Genomic DNA, 23,681 nt, shown 5'->3' with positions numbered 1-23,681 from the left:
ATTTTTAATTATCAAATGCTTCATTTAAAACTAGAAACCGATCCAAGATGGGTAAATATTGTAGAGTCTAATATTGAAGAAATACTTACAGACCATGCGTGGTGTGAACAAAAAGCTGCTACAAATGCCATTTCTATAATTACACTTAATTCCGAATATCCTGATTTGGTTACCGATTTGCTAGAACTTGCTAAAGAAGAACTAGAACACTTTCAAATGGTGCACGATATTATTAAAAAGCGCGGTTACAAATTAGGTAGAGAACGTAAAGATAGTTACGTTAACGAACTTTATAAATTTATGAATAACGGTGGAAACAGACTGCAACGCATGGTAGACAGACTGTTGTTTTCTGCTATGATTGAAGCCAGAAGTTGCGAACGTTTTAAACTACTTTCAAAAGAAATTAACGATCCTGAACTTTCTAAATTTTATCATGATTTAATGATTAGTGAAGCAGGCCATTATACAACGTTTATTAATTTTGCTAGAAAATATGGTAAAGGTGTTGATGTTGATAAACGCTGGAACGCTTTAGTGGAATTTGAAAGTGAAGTAATTAAAAACTACGGTAAAAGCGAAACCATACATGGGTAAACAAACAAAAAAACTCAACTAAAAATAGTTGAGTTTAAACTGTTCGAGGCTTGATTGATGTTGATAACAAGGTAGTTACAAATTCATTTTAAAATGTTAGCATTGTGTTAAATAATTTAAACACACTGTTAATTAACATTTTTCAGAAATACATGCCTTATGTAAATTAAACGTTCACTCAATAAAACAGAATGATTAACTTTGCTTTTTTAATTTTAAGAGCATAAAAATTCAGAATGATTCACATTCACGAAAAGACCTTACAAGATTTAGAGTTTCAAACGGTTTTACAGCAAGTAAGCGAACATTGCATTACCATTTTAGGTACTGAAAAAGCCTTACAAATTGAACCTTACAAAACCACCGAAACACTATTAGTTAGTTTAAATTTAACTAATGAATATGTATCATCTTTTCATAATGATAATCGCATTCCTAATCACGGATTTGATGCTATCACTAAAGAAATCAAACTATTACGTATAGAGAACACCTATTTAGAAGTTCAAAGTTTAAAGAAAATTGTTTCCATATCATCAACTTCAAATGATATTGTTACGTTTCTAAAAAAGTTTGAAACCTATTACCCAAACCTTAACGAATTTGCTTCAAATATTGAAGTCACCAAAGTCATCATAGAAAAAATTGATGCCGTTGTTGATCGTTTTGGTGATATTAAAGATAATGCCTCTAACCTACTTTTCGATTTACGACAATCTATAAACAAAGTAAAAGGGCAAATAAACCAAAGTTTTGCATCTGCTTTAAATATGTATCACGGACTTGAATATTTAGATGATATTCGTGAAAGTGTTGTAGAAAACAGACGTGTTTTGGCTGTTAAAGCCATGTACAGGCGTAAAGTAAGTGGTTCTATAATGGGAAGTAGTAAAACCGGAAGTATTGTATACATGGAACCGGAAACGACCCTAAAATATTCTAGAGAGTTAAATAATTTAGAGTTTGAAGAAAACGAAGAAGTAGTTCGTATTTTAAAAGAACTTACCAATTTTATACGCCCGTTTTCACCACTTTTAGAAAAATATCAGTCGTTTTTAATAGCAATGGATGTTATATCTGCGAAAGCAAAATACGCACAATCCATGAATGCTATTTTGCCTAATATTTCAAAAGATAAAAGCATGTATTTACGCGATGCTTATCACCCATTACTCTACTTAAACAACTTAAAAAAGAAAGCCAAAACATTTCCACAAACCATTGAATTAAAGCCAGATAGCCGTATTATTGTTATTTCTGGTCCAAATGCCGGTGGAAAAAGTATCACATTAAAAACAGTAGGTTTATTGCAAGTTATGCTGCAAAGTGGTATGCTAATTCCTGTGCACGAGCGTAGTAGTGTATGTTTATTTGATAGGGTTTTAAGCGATATTGGCGACAATCAATCTATTGAAAATCATCTAAGTACGTATAGTTACCGCTTAAAACAAATGAATTATTTCTTGAAGAAGTGTAACAACAATACGCTGTTTTTAATTGATGAATTTGGAACAGGAAGTGATCCAGAACTTGGTGGTGCTTTGGCAGAAACTTTTTTAGAAGAATTTTACCATCGTGAAGCATTTGGTATTATCACAACCCATTATTCCAATTTAAAAATATTGGCAAATGAGTTGCCTTTTATGCTCAATGCCAACATGTTGTTTGATGAAAAAACACTAGAACCCATGTACAAACTCGTTATTGGGCAAGCCGGAAGTAGTTTTACGTTTGAGGTGGCACAAAAAAATGGCATTCCTTTTGGGTTAATTAACCGTGCTAAAAAGAAGATTGAGCGCAGTAAAGTACGTTTTGATGCTACCATAGCAAAACTTCAAAAAGAACGATCAAAGCTTGAAAAAACAGGCGAATCTTTAAAACTAAACGAAAAGAAAAAAATTCAAGAAGCTGATAAACTTGAAGAAATAAATGCTAAAATTCAAAAGAAATTAGAAAGTTATCAAGAATTGTATGATAGCAACCAACGTCTTATTTATTTAGGACAAAAAGTTGATGATTTAGCCGATAAATATTTCAACAACAAACAAAAGAAAGCCTTAATAGACGAACTTTTCAAATTAGTTCAAATTGAAAATTCAAAACGCATAAAAGTTACACCTAAAGAAAAAAAGGTTATTAAAGCTAAAGAAAAGCAGGTTAAACAAGAAGTAGAAAAAGTTGTAACCGTTATTCGTGAAAAGAAAAAAGAAGCCAAAATAAAAGCTATTGAAAAACCAAAACCCAAAGCCATTTTGAAAGTTGGTGATAGAGTACGCATGAACGATGGTCGTGCTATTGGTAGCATTGATAAAATTGAAAAGAATAAAGCTGTTGTTAATTATGGTATCTTTACGACTAATGTAAGCATAGACGAACTAGAACTAGTTGAAGCAAAAAAATGACAAACAACATCTCAAACAACAAAAAACTAATTTTATTTGACGGTGTTTGCAATCTTTGTAACTCATCAGTCCAATATGTTATTCAACATGATAAAAATAACGTGTTTCTTTTTACGGCCTTACAAAGTGATGCGGGTTTAGAAATTATTAAAAAACACAATATTGATACGGCAAAAACTGATTCAATTTTGTTATACACGCCCGAAAAAGGAATTACATCAAAATCTACAGCAGCATTACAAATTGCGCGTCATTTAGGTTTTCCTCAAAATATAATGACCGTGTTTTTAATCATACCACCATTTATTAGAAATTGGGTGTATGATTATATTGCTAAAAATCGCTACAAATGGTTTGGCAAGAAAGAATCGTGTTGGATTCCAACACCCGAACTAAAAAGTAAGTTTTTAAACTAAATTTCAGTCTAAATTTCACCCAACATCTTGAGTTTTCTTGATTTTGAAATGCCTCCTGGGTTACAACCTAATTCGCCCTCAGGAACATCCATACCTAGTGCTTTAAAATACGATTCCCAAACTTCAAAATAAATATCAGCACCTGGCGATTTATAAGTCATAGGGTATAATTTAAACAATGGTGTGCCGTTGGCTTCCAAAAAGCAATCATATATTAGCTCAGAACAATAATACTTTCCATTATCGTATATATAGGCTTCATCATAAGGTTTACCCAATTGCTGCAAACCAAAGGTAATGGCTTTGGGTATTAAAGCTTGATAGCGTTTTTTTAATCTGCCAACATATAGTGGCAAATTCGTTTTTTTTACAAAATCATCATAGTTAGTAAGCTTTACTTCACTGCCACTAGCTTCCAAAACATATACGTTGTTGTCTTTTATAACAACCATACCCATATGATTAAAATCAAGACCTCTATAACCTTCGGTAACTTGATTTATAGCATCACAAAGCGGACCACAATTAATCGATTGAAACATTAAATCACCATTTTTTAATGCTATGCGTTGTGAATGGGTTTTTAAACCAAATACAAGCAACAGAAAGCACAAACTGTATTTCATCTTATATTATTTTGGTTATTTTCTTCTGGTACCAAACTACCCCATTCTGTCCAAGAACCATCATAAACCGAAATATTATTGTAACCAGATATAGTTGCACCTAAAGCCAACACACACGCTGTAATACCAGATCCACAAGAAAAAATAATTGGTTCTTCTTTTTTTGCTAATACTTGAAACTTTGCTGCTATGGCTTCTTTACAAAGAAACTGATTAGCTTTAAGTAAATCTTCAAACGGTAAGTTTACAGAATTTGGAATGGTTCCCATGCGTAATCCAACTCTTGGTTCGGGTTCTAAACTTTTAAATCGACCTTCTGAACGTGCATCAATAATGGTATGACTTTTCGTTTTTGAAGCCATAGTCATAGCATCAAAAAACACTATTAATTCTGGTTTAAGTTTTGCTTCAAAATTACCAGATTCACCTGTATAAAGTTTCATCTTTTCAGTTGAAAACCCTGCTTTTTTCCATTCAGGAAAACCACCATCTAAAACCGCCACGTTATCAAATCCAAAGGCTTTAAACAACCACCAAACACGAGCGCTGGAATATATTCCTTTATCATCATACACCACAATAGTACTATCGTTAGTAATACCTAATTCGTGTGCCGATTCTTGAAATTGTGTTTCTGATGGGAAAGTTGAAGGAAATGGTGCCGATACATCACTAAACTTATTTTTTATATCAAATAAGCGTGTATTAGGAATTTGAAACTGCTTTTCATCAAACACTTTGTTAATTGTACCATCTAAAACAATAAGATTTTTGGCATTAATATGGTCATGAAGCCAATGTACAGATACTAAGGGTTGTGATAATGTAATTTTAGTCATGATAAAGTGATTTTAATGCAACACAAAAAATTATATTAAACTCTCCTGTATGGTTGAACATTATCAAAACTTACCAAACATAAGAGAGGCTAAAAAAAGGTCTCGTGTGCGCTCGACTAGATACTTAAATCTATTTAAGAATCCAAATCGAACGTTTCGGTTGGGTTTTTAGTACCTTTGTAATCGAGCATATTTTCACCATCGGCAATAATACTACACACTACGGTATCGCCTGTAACATTCACCACCGTTCTAAACATATCTAAAATACGGTCTACAGGAAAAATAATAGCAATCCAAACAGGATTTAAACCTACAGAATTTAATACCACTATTAGCATTACCAAACCTGCACTTGGCACTGCTGCCGACCCAATAGACGCCAATGTGGTTGTAACTACAATTATTAATTGTTGCTCTAAACTTAAATTAGCCATATGCATTTGTGCTAAAAAAATAACAGCTACTGCTTGGTACAAACTGGTACCATCCATATTTACTGTTGCACCAATAGGCAATACAAAACTGCTTATTTTTTTATTCACGCCTAAATTTTGCTCTACACATTCCATAGTAACAGGTAATGTAGCTGCACTACTAGATGTTGAAAACGCCAAAGTTTGCGCAGGACTCACCGCTTTAAAAAAGCCTATATATGATATTTTCTTTACAAACAGTTTTAAAATTGTTGGGTAAATAACAAAAATCATTAATAACAAACCAACCAAAACAGTAAGCGAATACCAACTTAAACCTTTAAAAATTTCTACTACTTTACCAACATCATCTCCCGCCATTTTACTAACTACACCAGCTAATAAAGCAAATACAAAAAATGGTGCCGCTTGCATAACCAAGTCTACCATTTTTAAAAACACCTCATTAATACCATCTACTAACTTTAAAACGGGTTGTGCTTTTTCGTTGGGAATGTATAATAAACATACGCCAAAAAATAAGGCAAAAAAGATAATTTGTAGCATTAATCCATTGTTGGAAAGTGACGCGAAAAAATTCTCTGGCACAATATCTATTAAGGGTTGCAAAGGCGAAACGTTTTGTTGATTTTCAGCTTTGGCTAGTTTATCCGATACTATAGACGCATCTATTTTTGCTGTTGATAATGCCGATACTTTTTTAACACGTTCAGCATACGCGGGGTCGTTTAAATAGCTGTGACCATCTTTAACCTCGTGCCCTTCAGATGCTGCCCAAATTTCATAACTAAGCCGGTTATCTAACCTTGTATCATAATCTATTAAACGCCCAGGTTGTATGGTATTTACCAACACCAAACCTAAAGAAATAGCCATAACCGTAGTAAGCAAATAAATACCCAAGGTTTTACCACCCATACGCCCTAAACTAGATGGGTCGCCAATATTGGCAACACCACCAATAATAGAAAACAATACTAAAGGAACTGCTATTAGTTTTAATAAATTGATAAAAATAGTACCAAACGGATCGATCCAATTAATGGTAAACGCACTCCAACCTAAGGTACTAGACAGTAAAGCCCAAACAATACCAAGTATCATTCCTATTATTATTTTCCAGTGTAGTGCGAGTTTTTTCATAAGCCTTTACTAACCTCTTTATAGAAGAGGCATTGTTTTTTAATTGATTATTGAATTTTGAAGCAAGATAAGGAAATTAAAGAATGTATAAATAACACCAATTAGATTATTTACTTGAAAAAAATGTAATGAATATGATGTTTTTTAAAACATTTAATAATCATAAAAAGACCTACTTTGTCGTTTATTTTTACAATTTAAAGATAAAACTTACTTAAATAGTTGTTATTAATTACTTTATGTGAAATTTTAATTATGATAAAAAGAAGTATTCTTATAGAAAACAAATGTAAAGTAACTACAAAAAACTCACAGTTAGTTATTAAAACTGATGAGAGAGAAGCAAGTATACCCATAGAAGATATTGGCTTTTTGGTTATTGACAATCCCGAGGTTTACACTAGTATGACAGCCTTTAACTTATTAGTTGAAAATAATGTTGCAGTTATTATTTGTAATAATGTACACTTACCAAATGGCATGTTTTTAAATTTAAATAGTCATCACATACAACAAGAACTCTTTAAAAATCAAATAGAAGCAAGTGCGCCACTTAAAAAACAATTATGGCAACAAACAATAATCGAAAAAATAAAAAATCAAGGAATTTTACTAAAGAAAACAATTAAAACCAGCAATAAATTTGAATATTTAGCGAGTAAAGTTTTAAGTGGAGATACTAGCAATATGGAAGGCGTTGCTGCCAATTTTTATTGGAAAGCAATATTTGACTTTGAGTTTAAAAGAGAACGAAATGGGAATTACCCAAATAATTTTTTAAATTATGGTTATGCCATTTTACGAGCAGCAACAGCTAGAGCATTATCAGGTAGTGGTTTGTTAAACACTTTAGGAATACACCACAAAAGTAAATACAATGCTTTTGCATTAGCTGATGATATTATGGAACCATTTAGACCCATTGTAGATGAAGCTGTTATAGAGATTATGCAACACTATGATGATGAAGAATTGAATACAGAAATAAAATCGATATTATTACAAATACTTACCCGAACCGTATTCTTTAAAGAAGAAAAAAGTCCGTTGATGGTTGCACTTCAAAAAACAGCAAGTTCTTTACAGCAATGCTATGGTGGTACGCGAAAAAAAATAAAATATCCAAAACTATGGAATTAAATGGTTATAGAATTATGTGGTTATTTGTTTTTTTTGATCTACCAACCGATACGGCTAAAGACCGTAAAAATGCAGCTGCCTTTAGAAAAAACATCATGAAAGATGGGTTTAGTATGATGCAATACTCTGTTTACATGAGGCATTGTGCTAGCAGTGAAAGTGCCGATGTACACGAAAAGCGTATAAAAAAACTTTTACCTCCTTTAGGAAAAGTTAGTGTATTACGAATAACTGATAAGCAATTTGGTAATATCATGAACTTTTGGGGACGTGCCGAAGTACCCAAAGAACCACAACCTACACAATTAGAATTATTTTAGTTACCCATTTTTGTCATTCCGATGAAAGGAGGAATCCCACTCAAATGAGAAATCTCGTGGCTTATGCTTCGCTATTTTGATATAACAAAAAACTAATTAACAGCACTTTACTAACTATTCAATTACTATATTTATATCTAACTCATGTTAAAGTAAATGGCTGTACTTATAAATCACAATAAAAAAAATGCCTCAATCTTGCTCTATCACTGCAAAAAAGAAGCATTTTTTTATACGATATTTTAACTTAATCATTTGTATATTAGAAGGTAACAAACCAACTAATATCGTGTTTTCTAATCTTTAATCAAACCACAACGCCTCTTGAAAAATCGGGCTCCATAGTGTTAATATCGTGTTTTCTAATCTTTAATCAAACCACAACAAATACTCTATAATTAAATGATTGATTCTAATATCGTGTTTTCTAATCTTTAATCAAACCACAACAGTGGGGTGGCGCGGGGTGGCGTTGTTTTTAATATCGTGTTTTCTAATCTTTAATCAAACCACAACACCCTCAAATACAAATTCTTACCAGTTGGGAATATCGTGTTTTCTAATCTTTAATCAAACCACAACCTGACGAATTTCGGTTAAAAATTGGTTTAGAATATCGTGTTTTCTAATCTTTAATCAAACCACAACCACCACCGCCAAAATTGTTTCCAGAATATAATATCGTGTTTTCTAATCTTTAATCAAACCACAACCCCTAATGTAGTTGTGCCAATTAATAATACAATATCGTGTTTTCTAATCTTTAATCAAACCACAACCAGGCACTGGCGACCAAGTAATAGGTGGTTAATATCGTGTTTTCTAATCTTTAATCAAACCACAACGCGTTGCTCGCGGTATTTTATTTTTTTATCAATATCGTGTTTTCTAATCTTTAATCAAACCACAACAATAGGTGATACATAAAGCAACACGTTAGCAATATCGTGTTTTCTAATCTTTAATCAAACCACAACCACCAGACTTTGATATCAATGAGATACGTCAATATCGTGTTTTCTAATCTTTAATCAAACCACAACAATTGCGTTCAAAACAATGAAAAATTAAGTAATATCGTGTTTTCTAATCTTTAATCAAACCACAACAAAAAGTTTCACCCATGAAAAACGGTCACCAATATCGTGTTTTCTAATCTTTAATCAAACCACAACATCACCGCGCGACGAATAATTGTTGTATGAAATATCGTGTTTTCTAATCTTTAATCAAACCACAACTATAAAGTAAATCGCTTATGTAGGTTTCTAATATCGTGTTTTCTAATCTTTAATCAAACCACAACAAGTTTAAGTTTGTTGTATTTATCCAATTCAATATCGTGTTTTCTAATCTTTAATCAAACCACAACCAGAAAGGCATCTTTTGAATATGCAACAATAATATCGTGTTTTCTAATCTTTAATCAAACCACAACGTGTCGTCTATTGTTATAAACGTGCTGTCTAATATCGTGTTTTCTAATCTTTAATCAAACCACAACGCCCGCGCTTACTGGCTTAGGCTCTTCTTTAATATCGTGTTTTCTAATCTTTAATCAAACCACAACATGTTACCCAACGAAGTGAAGATTGGTTTGAATATCGTGTTTTCTAATCTTTAATCAAACCACAACATGTGAGCAAGTTGGTTGCTTCTCTATTCTAATATCGTGTTTTCTAATCTTTAATCAAACCACAACTCATAAGGAAGAGGCTTGTTATAGTGGAAAATATCGTGTTTTCTAATCTTTAATCAAACCACAACAATGGGTGATACATAAAGCAACACATTAGCAATATCGTGTTTTCTAATCTTTAATCAAACCACAACGTTTAGCATAGATTTTTCTTTGCTTCTTATAATATCGTGTTTTCTAATCTTTAATCAAACCACAACAAACGAGGCGACCACGATACAGGGCTTAGGAATATCGTGTTTTCTAATCTTTAATCAAACCACAACAGGGCAAACGTAGCGCCTACAGCTACTGCAATATCGTGTTTTCTAATCTTTAATCAAACCACAACAAGCCAATTTAAAAGCATCCGCGCAAAAATAATATCGTGTTTTCTAATCTTTAATCAAACCACAACACAACGGGGTTTGACTATCCAGAGCTTGAGAATATCGTGTTTTCTAATCTTTAATCAAACCACAACTATTAACCTTTCGATTGCTTTCATAATTAAAATATCGTGTTTTCTAATCTTTAATCAAACCACAACTTATAATCCAACAATGACAAACTAGACATTAATATCGTGTTTTCTAATCTTTAATCAAACCACAACTTGAAAACCAGCGACCAAAACAATATCGCAAATATCGTGTTTTCTAATCTTTAATCAAACCACAACCTCTAAGGTAACATCATAATCATTTAATAAAATATCGTGTTTTCTAATCTTTAATCAAACCACAACCTATGGGGAAGTGGAAATTTTGGAACATGGAATATCGTGTTTTCTAATCTTTAATCAAACCACAACTTTATGACTTTCAAGGACTTTGTTTAATAAATATCGTGTTTTCTAATCTTTAATCAAACCACAACTTTTACCACACATTTAACTACTGTTGGGGAAATATCGTGTTTTCTAATCTTTAATCAAACCACAACATGACCATCGTCAATCCATTGCTTTAATAAAATATCGTGTTTTCTAATCTTTAATCAAACCACAACATAATCATTGCTTTAATCGGCATATTTAAAAATATCGTGTTTTCTAATCTTTAATCAAACCACAACTAGACATGGGCGGGAACGTTTTTAATCTTGAATATCGTGTTTTCTAATCTTTAATCAAACCACAACTACTTTTTCATTGTTTATTTCTATTCTATCAATATCGTGTTTTCTAATCTTTAATCAAACCACAACACACGCAAATACAAATTTTTGCCAGTTGGGAATATCGTGTTTTCTAATCTTTAATCAAACCACAACAAAAAATCTTTAATCGGTTTAGCTGGTATAAATATCGTGTTTTCTAATCTTTAATCAAACCACAACGGAAAATCCGTTGGTAGAAAATCGGGAAGATTTCCCGTTGTGGTTTGGTTGCTTAAGACTACAAAGTGTATGTCAATGAACGGTGTTTTGTCATTCCGACGAAAGGAGGAATCTGATAACTTTGGGTTAGCTTCTTTATGCGATTCCTCGTGCGTCGGAATGACAAAAATAAACTCAATTTTTTAAAAACTGTGCTTCTAAAAATTCAAAATTTTCGTTAAAAACACGAATTAAATGTAATTTCTTATCTCTCCGCCAGCCTTTTAACTTTTTTTCTCTTGCAATAGCATTCTGTATCCAAGTAAACTTTTCATAATATACCAAATGCTGCAAATTGTATTTGGCTGCAAAAGTTTTTTTGCCATTTTCAATATTATCATGATGTTGTTGTAAACGCTCTGCTAAATTATTGGTTACACCAATATAAAAGGTGGTTCTGTATGGGTTTGTTATAATGTACACATAATAAGTATGTCTGCCTTCATTTTCGTTAAAATCTATAATATATAATTATTTTATGAAACAATTGTTATTTCGACCACGGGGAGAAATAACATAATAAATGTATGATGTGATTCCTCCTGCGTCGGAATGACAAATCATGCCTTTTGAATTTTTCCAGAAACTGATATTTTAACTTTTATGGGGTTAAAGGTAAACCAACCTGTTTTTCCTTCGCCAAAACTTTGAATTCTTATATAAAAAGGCTGAAAATTATTTTGAATTGCTGCTTCTGAAGCCAATCTAAATTCGTAAAACTTTGACGAAAGTTTCTGTACTCTATACAAATGCGCTTTCAAAATATCATAATCAGGATTTTCCCAATTAATTTCATCTTCATTTATACCTAATAGAAACATATCGTTAATATGTAGTGTTGTAATTATTTCTTTACCATCAATTGGCAATTGATAAACAGTTTGTCCAGTTCTTTTGCGTTCTACAACAGTCCAAAAGGTAACCACTTCTTCATTAAGATTACCTTTTTCGTCTTTATAAATTAATACATGGTGATTATTTCTTGGATTCACCCATTGATTAACGTTTGATTTTAGTTTTTCAGCACCTCCAATATTCTCTTTCATTCTGACTTTTAAAACAGGTACTGGCTCACCATTTTTATTTGGTAAAAAGATTTGTGGTTGTTTAACTCCGTTTTCATCAACTACAAAAAAAGTATTATTTGGTATCTTATCTTTTTGAAAGCCTCCTAATACCTGTATGCGTTTTAAAATTAACAACCTAATAGTTTCATCAACCACTTTATCAATTTGTTTAACCGTTTGCAAAGATTCTATTGGTTTACGTACATGAAAAGCTTCTTCACTATTAAACGTTCGTTTCCCATAAACGGTTTCTTTGTGCAATTGCCCTCGAGCAGCTACACCTAAATTAGTATGCTTTTTGCCATTTTTTTCAACTGTTTTTGTTCTAACTGTTATATCATTGGATACTTTTTTATGAGAAATCAATATTCTTTCAACAGCTTTTTCTGCATCATAATGAAATGTTTCCCAAGGCAATGGAAAGTTTTTCATCTCATGTGTTTTTCTATATCTATTCCATCTTGATAATTCTTGAACATAAGAAAGTTTAGTACATGCCATAACCAACGCATCAATAGCATGATGACGATGGTCTTCACGAGATTTAGCATTTTCATCATTTAAAATATGATTTAAACCCCATTTTTGTCTTAAACTTGAAGTAGCTTGTCCTGGGGAAACCATTACATTTTTGCAAACTTTAGACAAGTAGTTTTTTGCTTCTTTACTTATATATCGTGTATCGTTTAATTGACGAGAAGAAAAATCGTCATCAAACTTTTGTTTTACAAATCGCTGAAATTTCTTGTAAGAATCAGGATATTCCTTTGTAAAGGAAAATAATTTTAATGCTCTTTCTTTGATTGCAGACCAATTGGCTTCATCACCACCATAAAATTCAAATGGTGTTTTATTTCCTTTTTTAATATTTTCAGTTCCTAAACAAAGGGTTTTGTTAGAAAAACTATCATTTAATGATTTACTCCAAGGATGAATATGTTCAATTTGCCATTTGTTTGTAAATAATTCATTTATTGGTATTGATAAACCAGTATAAGGACAAGTTTGTTTACATTCTTCCCAAAGCTTAAATTTAAGAATGTTATCATGGGATAAATTAGTATACTTTAAAACTTCAAGTTTTATTCTATCATTTTCTTTTTCCAATCTTTGTTGTTTTCTGCGTGTTTTGTATCGTTCTGATTTAGAAACCTTTAAATCACGAGCCATTTCTACTTTTATTTCATCAATTTTCCCGTAGTCTTCAATTAATTCATTGACTAATTTTCGCAATTCAAATAAAGCTGTAATTACAATAGGGTTTTTTATAGATTGAATTTCTTTATCTGCATCTTTTCCAACAGGTAATTTTTCTAATAATTCTGTTGCTTCAATAGTAGCTGAATGATGATATAATTTTCTTAATTGATTATCAGAAATATTATAATCATTCCGAAGAATATCTTTAATAACATCAACAAAACCACCTTTTGTTTTTGAACGAACAATTCCTTCAATATTATCAATTAGAAAATTTCTTTTTTCATCTGAAAGTTTTTCCCAATCTGAACCAAAAGTATTTTTGATTCCACCAAGTACAACTGCAACATCATAAGTGAAACCTAGTTTTAAAAAAGGTAAAATATTTGAAATTGCTTTTCTACTTAAATTAGAATAACCATCTTTTACATTGAATTTTGAAATTGAATCGGCTTGTTCTTCTGTAAAGTTCCAATTCTTGATTGCATATTCTTTTAGATTGGATTTACTATCAAAGAAATACAACACATGCCAAATGTCTTCTTGCTCTTTCTCTGAAAATTCGAACCATTTTTTTCCAAAATATTTTTTATTTGATAAATTGGAAATGGTATGTGTGCCAACAATTTTATCATCGTCTTTATAATTGAACTTATACTCAGCACTTTCTTTCCCAATTACCTTTCTAAGGCGTTTAAAATCTGGTTTTTCATTAGCGTAAAGAAAGTCTGCTATTTTCTCTTTCTCTTCTTGAGAAATTTTATTTCCGTTATACTCCACTGTATTAACCCATTGCCAAACTCTAAACTGTTCGAATGAAATAGCACTTATTGGGCACTTAGTTTTTGTTGGCTCAAAAGAACAATTACCGACTAAATGTTTTTGTGAGCGCAAAGGACGTTGATGAAATAAAATGCCGTTTTCTTTATATCCATCTAATTTTCTTCCACCAAAAAGAGTTTTTAATTCTTCAGTAAGTTCAGCATGAAATTGCGATTGTTTATTCCAAATCAGTTCAAATTCATCCACATACATTTGTCTTGTAGTGTATCTATTTCGAATTCGTTCTAAACCATCTTGAAAAGGTTGATTCTCTTTTGGGTAAATTTCAAATAAATAAGAACCTAAGGTTTTATCTTTAATACTCTCTTGGGTTTTTGTAATACCAATTTTTCCTTCTTTAGCATTTCCTTTAAAAATAGTACCATCATCTACTCCACCTTTTCTGCTATTACTTAAAAAGCCTCGTCTTTGAATTAAATGATAAAAAATTCTACCAATTTCTTCTAAAGATAATTTTTCGTTTAAAGCTTTTTGACGTAATTCATAAGGATTTAAGACAAACCAATTAGCTAATTTGTCTGAAGGAAATTCTTTTGTTTTTTTCCAATTTTCAAAATCAGAAGCAACTATTGGACACATTTTATGCTCTGAAAGAGCTTTTAACAATATTTTCTTTCTCAATCGTCTTCTAAAAAATTGTCTTCTTACACCTCTTGCTCCAGTTCTTCCTGCATTTTTAGACATTTCTCTTCCTTCACCTTCTCCTAAATTCTCGACACCCATTGGAAAAATTCTACTTCCTATGCCTAGTATTTTATCTTTATCTTCATCAATTAATGCCCAACCAATCGAGTTGGTTCCTAAATCTAATCCTAATATCTTTGTCATGCATCTTATATTAAACCATAAATATAATACGCTTACTAAAATAAAAAAATACGTACAAACACGTATTTTTTTATTAAAACTTTTTATTAAATTTGTAATAGATTAAAATTTCTAATCTTTAATCTTATCACAATAAGGCTATATGCCGTAGATGAAAATCTTTAGTCCTGCTTCGGTGGGACTTTTTTTTATTAAAGTTTGTACAAACATAAAGTTATAAACATTTTGATTTAAAAAAACTAATAAATTATACTATTATCATAACTTCTAGTAATTTTTATCAATTCACCTACTCAATAACATACTCACAATCAATACTATAAATTAATTTAGTATACATTATAAACAAAATCATTAACAATTTAAATGTTCAAAACTTTGTTTTCTATATTTAGTTATTTTAGAGAACTTTGTAAGGTCAGTTAGATACAGCATTGTTGTATACTAAGACAAAATTTTATTATTAATTTAAATTTACTAAAGCCTATGGCCATTAAATTTAAGGCGCAAGCCAGAAAGAATCCTCAGGATATTAATTTGCCTGAGAAGTACTATGCCGCTGCCATTGCAGATGGTGAAGTAGATATGGATACGCTCGCGGAGCAAATTTCGTATCAATGTACCGTAACCGAATCGGATTGTTATGCGGTACTTTTATCATTAGAGCGCAATATTATTGACGCTTTAAAACAAGGACGCATTGTAAAATTAGGGCGTTTGGGTAATTTTCAAGTAGGAATCAGCTCAGAAGGTAGAGATACCGAACTAGACGTTGATGCTAATGCCATTACTAAAACCCGTATTTTATTTCGTCCGGGTAAGCGTTTACGCGTTTTGCTAAACGATTTATCTTTTAGAAAAGCGAGCTAGAACCCCGTTTTTTCAGTTTTTTTTGATAAGGTCTTGAGTAGTCTCACCACTCAAGGCCTTTTTTTATGAACAAAAATACTTTAAGTTCATGCTGATGAACCTTTTTTAAGATGCTGATGATTTGTTTTGTTGATACTGATGAGGTAAAATAATCGTCCTAATGCTATAAATGCATCTTAGTTTCAAAGCGTTTTGGTTGAGTTTTGAGCATAAAAAAAGCTCAAAATAGACAGCTAGAACCCCGTTTTTTGAGCTAAATTTAATAAGGTCTTGAGCAGTCTCACCTACTCGACATGTTGTTTCCAACGTGGTAAAAGTAATAAAAAATAGGGTAAAACCCTGTGCTTTGGTGTTAAAAAGTTTGATGTTAGACTTGAGATATCAGACAATAGAACTATTTCGTAATTCTTAATTCGTAACTCACCATTCTTAGCTTATAGCTTATGGCATAAAGCCTAAAGCTACAAATACATCTTATTACGTAAATAAAAATCGGCAATCACCAATGCTGCCATAGCCTCTACAATAGGCACTGCACGAGGCACTACACATGGGTCGTGACGTCCTTTTCCATGCATCGTTACTATATTTCCTTCTTTATCGATGGTTTCGTATTCTTGAATTAGGGTTGCTACGGGTTTAAATGCTACGTTAAAATAAATATCCATACCGTTACTTATACCACCTTGTACCCCACCAGAATTATTGGTTTTTGTAGTACCATCGGTATTAAAGGCATCATTATGTTCGCTTCCTAACATGGTGCAGCCTTCAAAACCACTACCATATTCAAAGCCTTTTACCGCGTTTATGGATAGCATGGCTTTTCCTAAATCGGCATGTAATTTATCAAATACAGGTTCACCCAAACCAATGGGTACATTTTTTATAACACAGGTTACTATACCACCTACGGTATCGCCTTTAGCACGAATTTCTTTAATGTAGGCTTCCATTTTTGCTGCCATAGCTGCATCAGGACAACGTACTATATTAGATTCTATTTGAGTTAAATCTAAGGCTGTATGTGGTTTGTCTAATTTTAAAGTACCAACGCCCGAAACGTAAGCATAAAACTCAATGCCTTTTAGCATTTGTTTTGCCACAGCACCAGCAACAACACGACATGCGGTTTCGCGTGCCGAACTTCTTCCGCCTCCACGGTAATCTCTAAAGCCGTATTTTTTGTCGTACACATAATCTGCATGACTTGGGCGATAACTATCTTTTATATGGGTATAATCGTGTGATTTTTGATTAGTATTTTCTATTACAAAACCTATAGACGTACCTGTTGTTTTACCTTCAAAAATACCCGAATGAAAGGTAACGACATCATCTTCTTTACGTTGGGTAACGATGGCCGATTGCCCTGGTTTACGTCTATCTAAATCCAATTGAATGGCATCTAAATCTAATTCAATTCCTGATGGACAACCATCAATAACACCACCTAAAGCAGGTCCGTGAGATTCGCCATATGTTGCTAAAGTAAATAGTTTTCCAAAGGAATTTCCAGCCATAATTTTAATTTTTTGCTAAAATAAAGCTTTTTTAGAAATGAAGTACATCAAATGCATAGTGATAGTTTATTTATTTTTTATGAAATTAATAAAGAAGAAATAAAACACTAATCTAATTTGTAATTCATATTTTGAAATTAGTATTTACAAAGCATAACATTTGGTTAACAATATGCTCATGTTTAAATAATTATGAGGTAATGGTTAGGTAATATAAAAATAGGTATTTTACAATTATATATAATCCCTTTGATAATAAAACGTAAAATAGAACTAGCCGTTATATCCGATGTACATTTGGGAACTTACAATTGTAACGCCAAAAATTTACTAAACTACCTTAACAGCATTGAACCCAAAAAGCTTATTTTGAATGGTGATATTGTTGATGGTTGGCAATTTAAAAACCGATATTTCCCAAAATCGCATTTAAAGGTTATAAAAAAGATTATGAATATGGCTGCCGATGGTGTTGATGTTATTTACATTACAGGTAACCATGATGAATTATTGCGAAAATTTAGTAACACTACCATAGGTAATATTAAAATAGTTGATAAATTAGTTTTAAACCTGCATGGTAAAAAAGCATGGTTTTTTCATGGCGATGTGTTTGATGTTTCTATTAAAAATGCCAAATGGCTTGCAAAACTTGGTAGCTATGGCTATAACTTTTTAACTTTAATAAACCGATTTATAAATTGGTATTTAGAAAAGCGCGGAAAGGAACGTTATTCCTTATCTGAAAAAGTTAAAAATGACAAAAAAGAAACTAAAAAACATATTGCTAAATTTGAAAACGTTATTTCTGATTTAGCTATCGAAAATGGTTATGATTATGTTATTTGCGGTCACATACACCAACCAAAAATGGCATATATTGAAACCAAGCACGGCAATACAATGTACCTAAACTCTGGTGATTGGATTGAAAATTTTACTGCTTTAGAATATCAATTTAAACGATGGAAAGTTTATAATTACAATAAAGACAAACTCTCTCCTTTTTATGTTGAAGAAGAATTTGAAGATATGGACATTAAAAACCTAATTGCTGCCATAACCATTGTTGAACAACATGGAAAGAAATCTAAATAGTTTGTTGTGAAGTTGTTAAATCGTTTAGTTGTTTAATAAGAACCAACTTAACAACATACAACTAAACAACTTAACCTAAAGAAGCGCTTCTCGTAAAATAGTAATTGGGTGCTTCGCATCACGCTTTGTTCCATCTTTAATTTGATGTCTGCAACTTGTACCATTAGCTGAAATTAACACATCATTTGCTGCATTTCTAACAGCTGGAAACAAGGTTTGTTCACCAACTTGCATACTTACCGCGTAATGTTCTTTTTCATAACCAAAACTTCCTGCCATACCACAACAACCACTTGGAATAATAGTAACTTTATAGTTTTTAGGAAGATTTAAAACATCAAAACTTGATAATTGGTTGCTAAATGATTTTTGGTGACAATGCCCATGAAATTTTATTGTTTTAGCTTCTGAAGTAAATTGCTCTGACTTTATGTTGCCTAATTTTATTTCTTGCTGAATAAATTCTTCAATAAGAAATGTATGTTTTGCTATTGCTTCTGCAGAAGTTTTATCGTCTGCTAACCGTAAATATTCATCTTTAAATGTTAATATTGCTGATGGTTCTATGCCTAATAATGGTGTGTCTTTACTAATGATATTTTTAAAAATAGCAACATTTTTGTTTGCCATATCTTTAGCCTGTTCTAGCAAACCTTTTGATAAAAAGGTGCGTCCAGATTCAGCGTTTTCAACCATCTTAACCTCGTAATGTAATGCTGTTAAAAGTTGTATAGCATCGATACCAATAGGTGTATCTAAATAATTTAAAAACTCATCATTAAATAAATAAACTGTTTTAATATATTTTTTTTCAACTTCTTGTTTTTTAATAGTTTGAAATTGCTTACTTAAACTTTTATTTGAAATTAATGGTAATTGTCTTTCATTAGCAATTCCGAACGATTTTTTTAAAATAGACGAGGTAAAAGCATTTGAAAACACAAAATTAGTCAGTTTTGGAAATGCACTTCCATAACGGTTTAAAGTGTTATTATACGCAAACAATTTTGTGCGTAATGACACACCATTTTCCTTTTGATATTGATAAAGAAATTCTGCTTTCAAACTCGCAACATCTACACTACTTGGGCATTCGCTGGCGCAAGCTTTACAACTTAAACACAAATCGAAAACCGTTTTTAATTCTTCATAATCAAACTTATTTGTTTTATTAGAATTGGTTAAAAATTCGCGTAACGCATTGGCTCGTGCACGAGTGGTATCTTTTTCATTTCTAGTAGCTCTATAACTTGGGCACATGGTACCACCAAACTCTGGTAGTTTTCTGCAATCGCCAGAACCATTACACTTTTCAGCTTCGCGCAAAATACCTTGAGAATGTGAAAAATCGAGCATGGTTTTAATCTCTGGTTCTACCCTATCTGGAACATAACGTAGCGATTCATCCATAGGAAATGCATCAACAATTTTACCAGGATTGAAAATAGCATCAGCATCAAAAGCCGATTTTATACGCTTTAAAATTTGATAATTAGCATCGCCAATCATAAGCGGTATAAATTCACCACGTACAATACCATCACCATGTTCACCACTCATGGAACCACCGTATTTTTTTACTAAATGCGCCACATCGGTAGTTATTTTTCTAAATAACACGACATCTTCAGATTTTTTTAAATTCAAAATAGGTCGTAAATGCAACTCGCCAGCACCAGCATGGGCATAATAAATAGCTTCTTGGTTATAACCTTTCATTAAAGCTGCAAATTCTGAAATATAGTTTGCCAAATCTGGAACAGTTACTGCGGTATCTTCAATACAAGGATGCGATTTTTTATCGCCAATAATATTTCCCAACAAGCCCAATCCAGCGCTTCGTAAGTTATTGGCTTTATTTATGTTATCGCCTTCAAGCGTAGGAAATGCATAGCTTAAACCAGAATTTTCAATAGTTTTTATTAGGTTTTCGGCTAAAACCGTTACCTCTTCTTTTGTAAATGCGCGTACCTCGCACATTAAAATGGCTTTTGGATCGCCTTCAATAAAACTTCTATTGGCTTGCTGTGTTTTGTTATGTTTAGTACAATCTAAAATGGTTTTATCCATCATTTCACAATTATATAAATTGTGGTTCATTACAGGTTCTACAGCATTTAAACACGCCTCAATGGTTGTAAAATGAGCTGCCACCATAATGGCTTCCTGTGGCGGTAATGTATCTAATTTTAGAGTGATTTGCGTTGTAAATGCTAAGGTTCCTTCGCTACCTGAAAGCAACTTACACATATTAAACTGTTCGGTTGTATTTGAAAAAACATCCGATTTTATCAATTCATCAATGGCATAGCCTGTATTTCTTCTGTGTATTTCGGGCTTTGGAAAGTTTTCAATAATTTGATTTTGAATTGCTTCAGATTTAAGTTCCTCAAAAATAGATTTATAAATCTGTCCTTCTAAAGTATTTAAACTAGTCTTCTTTTGAAATGCTTCCGAAGTAATTTCATTAAAAACAGCATCGCTTCCATCACTTAAAATGGTGTGCATTTCAACAACCTTATCGCGAGTAACACCATACCGAATAGATGTTGTACCCGATGAATTATTACCTACCATACCACCAATCATACAACGGTTGGATGTTGATGTATTTGGGCTAAACCACAAACCAAAGGGTTTTAAATAGTTATTTAACGCATCGCGAACCACACCAGGTTGTACCGTTACGGTTTGCGCTTTTTCGTTAACATCTAAAATTTTTGTGAAATATTTAGAAACATCAACCACTATACCATCACCAACACATTGTCCTGCAAGCGAAGTACCTGCAGTTCTGGGAATTAAAGCGGTTTTATGTGCTTTTGCAAACCGGATAAGTTCCTTTATATCCTCATTAGTTTTAGGATATGCAACAGCCAGTGGCAGTTTTCTAAAAACGGAAGCATCGGTGGCGTAGATGGATTTTATTAAATCGTCATAAAATAATTCACCTGAAAGTTTTTTGCTTAATGTCTGTAAATGTGATGTTAACGCCATAACTCAATAAAAATATTTATAAAACTAATAAGGTGTTAAATATAAATACAATTTTGGCGTTATTTTTGTTATTTCTAACTGGATTATTAAAAAAAATAATCTATTATCAAAAAACAATCGTATATAACAAAAACAAAAAATAACATTTATGAAGAAATTACTTTTATTTTCAATTGCATTATTAGGTTTTACCTTTGCATCAAACGCTCAAGACATTTCAGAAAACGCTTTAGGTTTACGTTTAGGCGACAGTAACGGTGTTGGTGCAGAAATATCGTATCAACATGCTTTAGGAGACAATAACCGTTTGGAAGTTGATTTAGGTTGGAGAGATGGAAAAAAATACGATGGTTTTAAACTTGCTGGTTTGTACCAATGGGTTTGGAATATTGAAGATGGTTTTAATTGGTATGCTGGTGTTGGTGGTGGTTTAGGCTCTTTTGATTATAATGACAATAATGGTGATGATTATAATGACACCTTTGTTTTTGCAGCAGGTGATATAGGCATTGAATATAACTTTGACATACCATTATTAATTTCATTAGATTTTAGACCTGAAATTGGTTTTGGAAATGACTATAATAATGATTTTAATAATAGTGGTTTAGGATTTGATATTGCTTTAGGTATTAGATATCAATTCTAATCAAAAAAAACATTAAAAAAAGAAAGCACCTTGATTGAGGTGCTTTTTTTATGACTTTAATTTGAGTATTATAAAATTAAAAGAATTAATAGTATAAGAATAATAGCACCTGATGAAATATAAATACCATTACCAGATTTTCTTATTTTTTTCTTCATATCTCTAACTTCTTTTCTAAGCTCTTTTCGTTCTGAAGGTTTTAAGTTTGATTTATCCATATTTTTAATTTCTTCCAAACGGTCAAGCATCGTTTTAACTTCTGCTGGAATTTCGGTTGGTGTTTTTTCAATAGGCATTGGATTTTTTTCCGATGCCAGTGCTGTACTTGGAACGATACTTAAGGCAATAACTATTACTAAATAAAAAACTGATTTTTTCATATGGTCTTTATTTTAAATGTTAATACCTAAATATACAATAATTTATAGACACATAAACAAAATAGCTTAGTGCATAAATTTTATTGATTTACAATACCAAACATTTAGATAAAGTATCTTGATAAATAGCTTCATATTGAGGAACAATGGTGTGTAGATCGTACTTTTCAGCAGTTTTTCTGGCATTTGTTTTAAAAGTTGCTAATCTATCTTTATCGCTTAAAATGTATAAAGCGTTTTTAGTCATATCTGCCACATCACCAACATTACTTAAAAACCCTGAAACACCATGTATATTAACCTCTGGAATACCGCCTGTGTTACTTGAAATAACAGGAACGCTCGATGCCATAGCTTCTAATGCTGCCAATCCAAAACTTTCGGTTTGTGACGGCAGTAAAAATAAATCGCTATAGCATAAAATTTTATCGATTTCATTACTCTTTCCGAAGAAAATAACTTTATCTAAAATACCAAGTTCTTGACAACGTAATTCTATATGCTCGCGTTCTGGTCCTTCACCAATTAGCATTAATTTTGCTGGCATTTCTTTTTGAATGTTATAAAATATGCTAATAACATCTTGCGAGCGTTTTACGGGACGTAAATTACTAATATGTGTAATTATTTTTTCGTCATCTTTTGCAAGCATACCACGTTGGCAATCGGTAAATTTATGATTGTACTTTTCTAAATCGATAAAATTAGACACAACATGAATATCATTTTTTATATCAAACAAACGTAATGTATCTTCTTTTAAACTTTGTGATACTGCTGTAACGGCATCCGATTTATTAATACTAAATGTTACTGCAGGTTTATAAAATGGATGGCTTCCTACTAATGTAATATCCGTTCCATGCAACGTTGTTACAATAGGCACAAAAATATCAGCGTCTTGTAATATTTTTTTAGCCATATATGCTGCATAGGCATGTGGAATGGCATAATGTACATGTAAAATTTCAATGTTATGAAGTTTTACCATATCAACTAATTTGCTTGATAAGGCTAATTCGTAGGGTTGGTAATGAAATAATGGGTATTCAGGTACATTTACTTCATGATAATGCACATTGTTACTTAACAACTCTAAGCGTACGGGTTGGTTGTACGTAATAAAATGTATTTCATGACCACGTTTTGAAAGTTCCAAACCTAATTCGGTTGCTACTACGCCACTACCACCAAAAGTTGGGTAACATACAATTCCTATTTTCATTTTTTAGTTAGTTTAAAAGTTTT

At 31.8% G+C, this 23,681-nt stretch carries 17 protein-coding genes and 1 CRISPR repeat array; of the genes, 8 read left to right on the top strand and 9 right to left on the bottom strand.

Going from position 1 to position 23,681, the window contains the following annotated elements; genetic code table 11:
• Nucleotides 1-15: 15 nt before the first annotated feature.
• The 3 genes from miaE (at nt 16) to ACFQ1R_RS00380 (ending at nt 3,415) form a co-directional block, all read left to right on the top strand.
• Nucleotides 16-597: a tRNA-(ms[2]io[6]A)-hydroxylase gene (gene miaE, locus ACFQ1R_RS00390; protein ID WP_379924094.1), complete on the top strand. Its 582-nt coding sequence runs from the start codon at nt 16-18 to the stop codon at nt 595-597.
• Nucleotides 598-833: 236 nt separating this feature from the next.
• Nucleotides 834-2,999 carry an endonuclease MutS2 gene (locus tag ACFQ1R_RS00385; RefSeq protein WP_379924093.1) on the top strand — a complete coding sequence of 722 codons (2,166 nt, stop codon included), beginning with the start codon at nt 834-836 and terminating at the stop codon, nt 2,997-2,999.
• The gene (locus ACFQ1R_RS00380; protein WP_379924092.1) at nt 2,996-3,415 is read left to right on the top strand and encodes a thiol-disulfide oxidoreductase DCC family protein; all 420 of its coding nucleotides are present in this window, start codon (nt 2,996-2,998) and stop codon (nt 3,413-3,415) included. The genes ACFQ1R_RS00385 and ACFQ1R_RS00380 overlap by 4 nt, the downstream gene beginning before the upstream one ends.
• 8 nt (nt 3,416-3,423) lie before the next feature.
• Here ACFQ1R_RS00380 and ACFQ1R_RS00375 read toward each other — a convergent pair whose 3' ends face one another.
• The 3 genes from ACFQ1R_RS00375 to ACFQ1R_RS00365 form a co-directional block, all read right to left on the bottom strand.
• Complete coding sequence (locus tag ACFQ1R_RS00375; RefSeq protein WP_379924091.1) at nt 3,424-4,041, bottom strand: YiiX/YebB-like N1pC/P60 family cysteine hydrolase; 618 nt, start codon at nt 4,039-4,041, stop codon at nt 3,424-3,426.
• The gene (locus ACFQ1R_RS00370; RefSeq protein ID WP_379924090.1) at nt 4,038-4,880 is read right to left on the bottom strand and encodes a sulfurtransferase; all 843 of its coding nucleotides are present in this window, start codon (nt 4,878-4,880) and stop codon (nt 4,038-4,040) included. The genes ACFQ1R_RS00375 and ACFQ1R_RS00370 overlap by 4 nt, the downstream gene beginning before the upstream one ends.
• A 134-nt stretch (nt 4,881-5,014) precedes the next feature.
• Nucleotides 5,015-6,460 carry a dicarboxylate/amino acid:cation symporter gene (locus tag ACFQ1R_RS00365; RefSeq protein ID WP_379924089.1) on the bottom strand — a complete coding sequence of 482 codons (1,446 nt, stop codon included), beginning with the start codon at nt 6,458-6,460 and terminating at the stop codon, nt 5,015-5,017.
• Between the two features lie 255 nt (nt 6,461-6,715).
• On the opposite strand from ACFQ1R_RS00365, the gene cas1 reads away from it, so the two are divergent.
• Together cas1 and cas2 are read left to right on the top strand one after the other, a co-directional pair.
• Nucleotides 6,716-7,600, top strand: a complete 885-nt coding sequence (gene cas1, locus ACFQ1R_RS00360) for a type II CRISPR-associated endonuclease Cas1 (protein WP_379924088.1) — start codon at nt 6,716-6,718, stop codon at nt 7,598-7,600.
• Nucleotides 7,591-7,920 carry a CRISPR-associated endonuclease Cas2 gene (cas2, locus tag ACFQ1R_RS00355; RefSeq protein ID WP_379924087.1) on the top strand — a complete coding sequence of 110 codons (330 nt, stop codon included), beginning with the start codon at nt 7,591-7,593 and terminating at the stop codon, nt 7,918-7,920. The genes cas1 and cas2 overlap by 10 nt, the downstream gene beginning before the upstream one ends.
• Before the next feature lie 283 nt (nt 7,921-8,203).
• Nucleotides 8,204-10,939: direct repeats of the CRISPR family, unit length 36 nt; unit sequence AATATCGTGTTTTCTAATCTTTAATCAAACCACAAC.
• Between the two features lie 174 nt (nt 10,940-11,113).
• Here the strand turns inward: cas2 and ACFQ1R_RS00350 are convergent.
• Entirely contained in the window at nt 11,114-11,401 is a 288-nt protein-coding gene (locus tag ACFQ1R_RS00350) for a GIY-YIG nuclease family protein (protein ID WP_379924086.1), read from the bottom strand.
• Nucleotides 11,402-11,538: 137 nt separating this feature from the next.
• A complete protein-coding gene (gene cas9, locus ACFQ1R_RS00345) occupies nt 11,539-14,916 on the bottom strand; it encodes a type II CRISPR RNA-guided endonuclease Cas9 (RefSeq protein WP_379924085.1) in 3,378 nt (1,125 codons plus the stop codon).
• 486 nt (nt 14,917-15,402) lie between these two features.
• On the opposite strand from cas9, the gene ACFQ1R_RS00340 reads away from it, so the two are divergent.
• Entirely contained in the window at nt 15,403-15,786 is a 384-nt protein-coding gene (locus ACFQ1R_RS00340; RefSeq protein WP_379924084.1) for an HU family DNA-binding protein, read from the top strand.
• A 461-nt stretch (nt 15,787-16,247) separates the two neighbouring features.
• On the opposite strand, the gene aroC is transcribed toward ACFQ1R_RS00340, so the two are convergent.
• Nucleotides 16,248-17,309 (bottom strand): chorismate synthase, encoded by a 1,062-nt coding sequence (aroC, locus tag ACFQ1R_RS00335; RefSeq protein ID WP_379924083.1) that lies wholly within the window; start codon nt 17,307-17,309, stop codon nt 16,248-16,250.
• Between the two features lie 252 nt (nt 17,310-17,561).
• Between aroC and ACFQ1R_RS00330 the strand changes: the two genes are divergently transcribed.
• Nucleotides 17,562-18,407, top strand: a complete 846-nt coding sequence (locus tag ACFQ1R_RS00330; protein WP_379926289.1) for a UDP-2,3-diacylglucosamine diphosphatase — start codon at nt 17,562-17,564, stop codon at nt 18,405-18,407.
• A gap of 75 nt (nt 18,408-18,482) precedes the next feature.
• On the opposite strand, the gene ACFQ1R_RS00325 is transcribed toward ACFQ1R_RS00330, so the two are convergent.
• Entirely contained in the window at nt 18,483-21,404 is a 2,922-nt protein-coding gene (locus tag ACFQ1R_RS00325) for an FAD-binding and (Fe-S)-binding domain-containing protein (RefSeq protein WP_379924081.1), read from the bottom strand.
• A gap of 148 nt (nt 21,405-21,552) precedes the next feature.
• Between ACFQ1R_RS00325 and ACFQ1R_RS00320 the strand changes: the two genes are divergently transcribed.
• The gene (locus ACFQ1R_RS00320; protein WP_379924080.1) at nt 21,553-22,053 is read left to right on the top strand and encodes a hypothetical protein; all 501 of its coding nucleotides are present in this window, start codon (nt 21,553-21,555) and stop codon (nt 22,051-22,053) included.
• A gap of 68 nt (nt 22,054-22,121) precedes the next feature.
• Here ACFQ1R_RS00320 and ACFQ1R_RS00315 read toward each other — a convergent pair whose 3' ends face one another.
• The gene (locus ACFQ1R_RS00315; protein WP_379924079.1) at nt 22,122-22,433 is read right to left on the bottom strand and encodes a hypothetical protein; all 312 of its coding nucleotides are present in this window, start codon (nt 22,431-22,433) and stop codon (nt 22,122-22,124) included.
• A gap of 88 nt (nt 22,434-22,521) precedes the next feature.
• Nucleotides 22,522-23,658: an N-acetyl-alpha-D-glucosaminyl L-malate synthase BshA gene (bshA, locus tag ACFQ1R_RS00310; RefSeq protein WP_379924078.1), complete on the bottom strand. Its 1,137-nt coding sequence runs from the start codon at nt 23,656-23,658 to the stop codon at nt 22,522-22,524.
• Between the last annotated feature and the right edge of the window lie 23 nt (nt 23,659-23,681).

Source organism: Mariniflexile jejuense (assembly GCF_042675665.1).
Taxonomy (GTDB): Bacteria; Bacteroidota; Bacteroidia; order Flavobacteriales; family Flavobacteriaceae; genus Mariniflexile; species Mariniflexile jejuense.
This window is presented reverse-complemented; position numbering and strand designations above follow the sequence as displayed.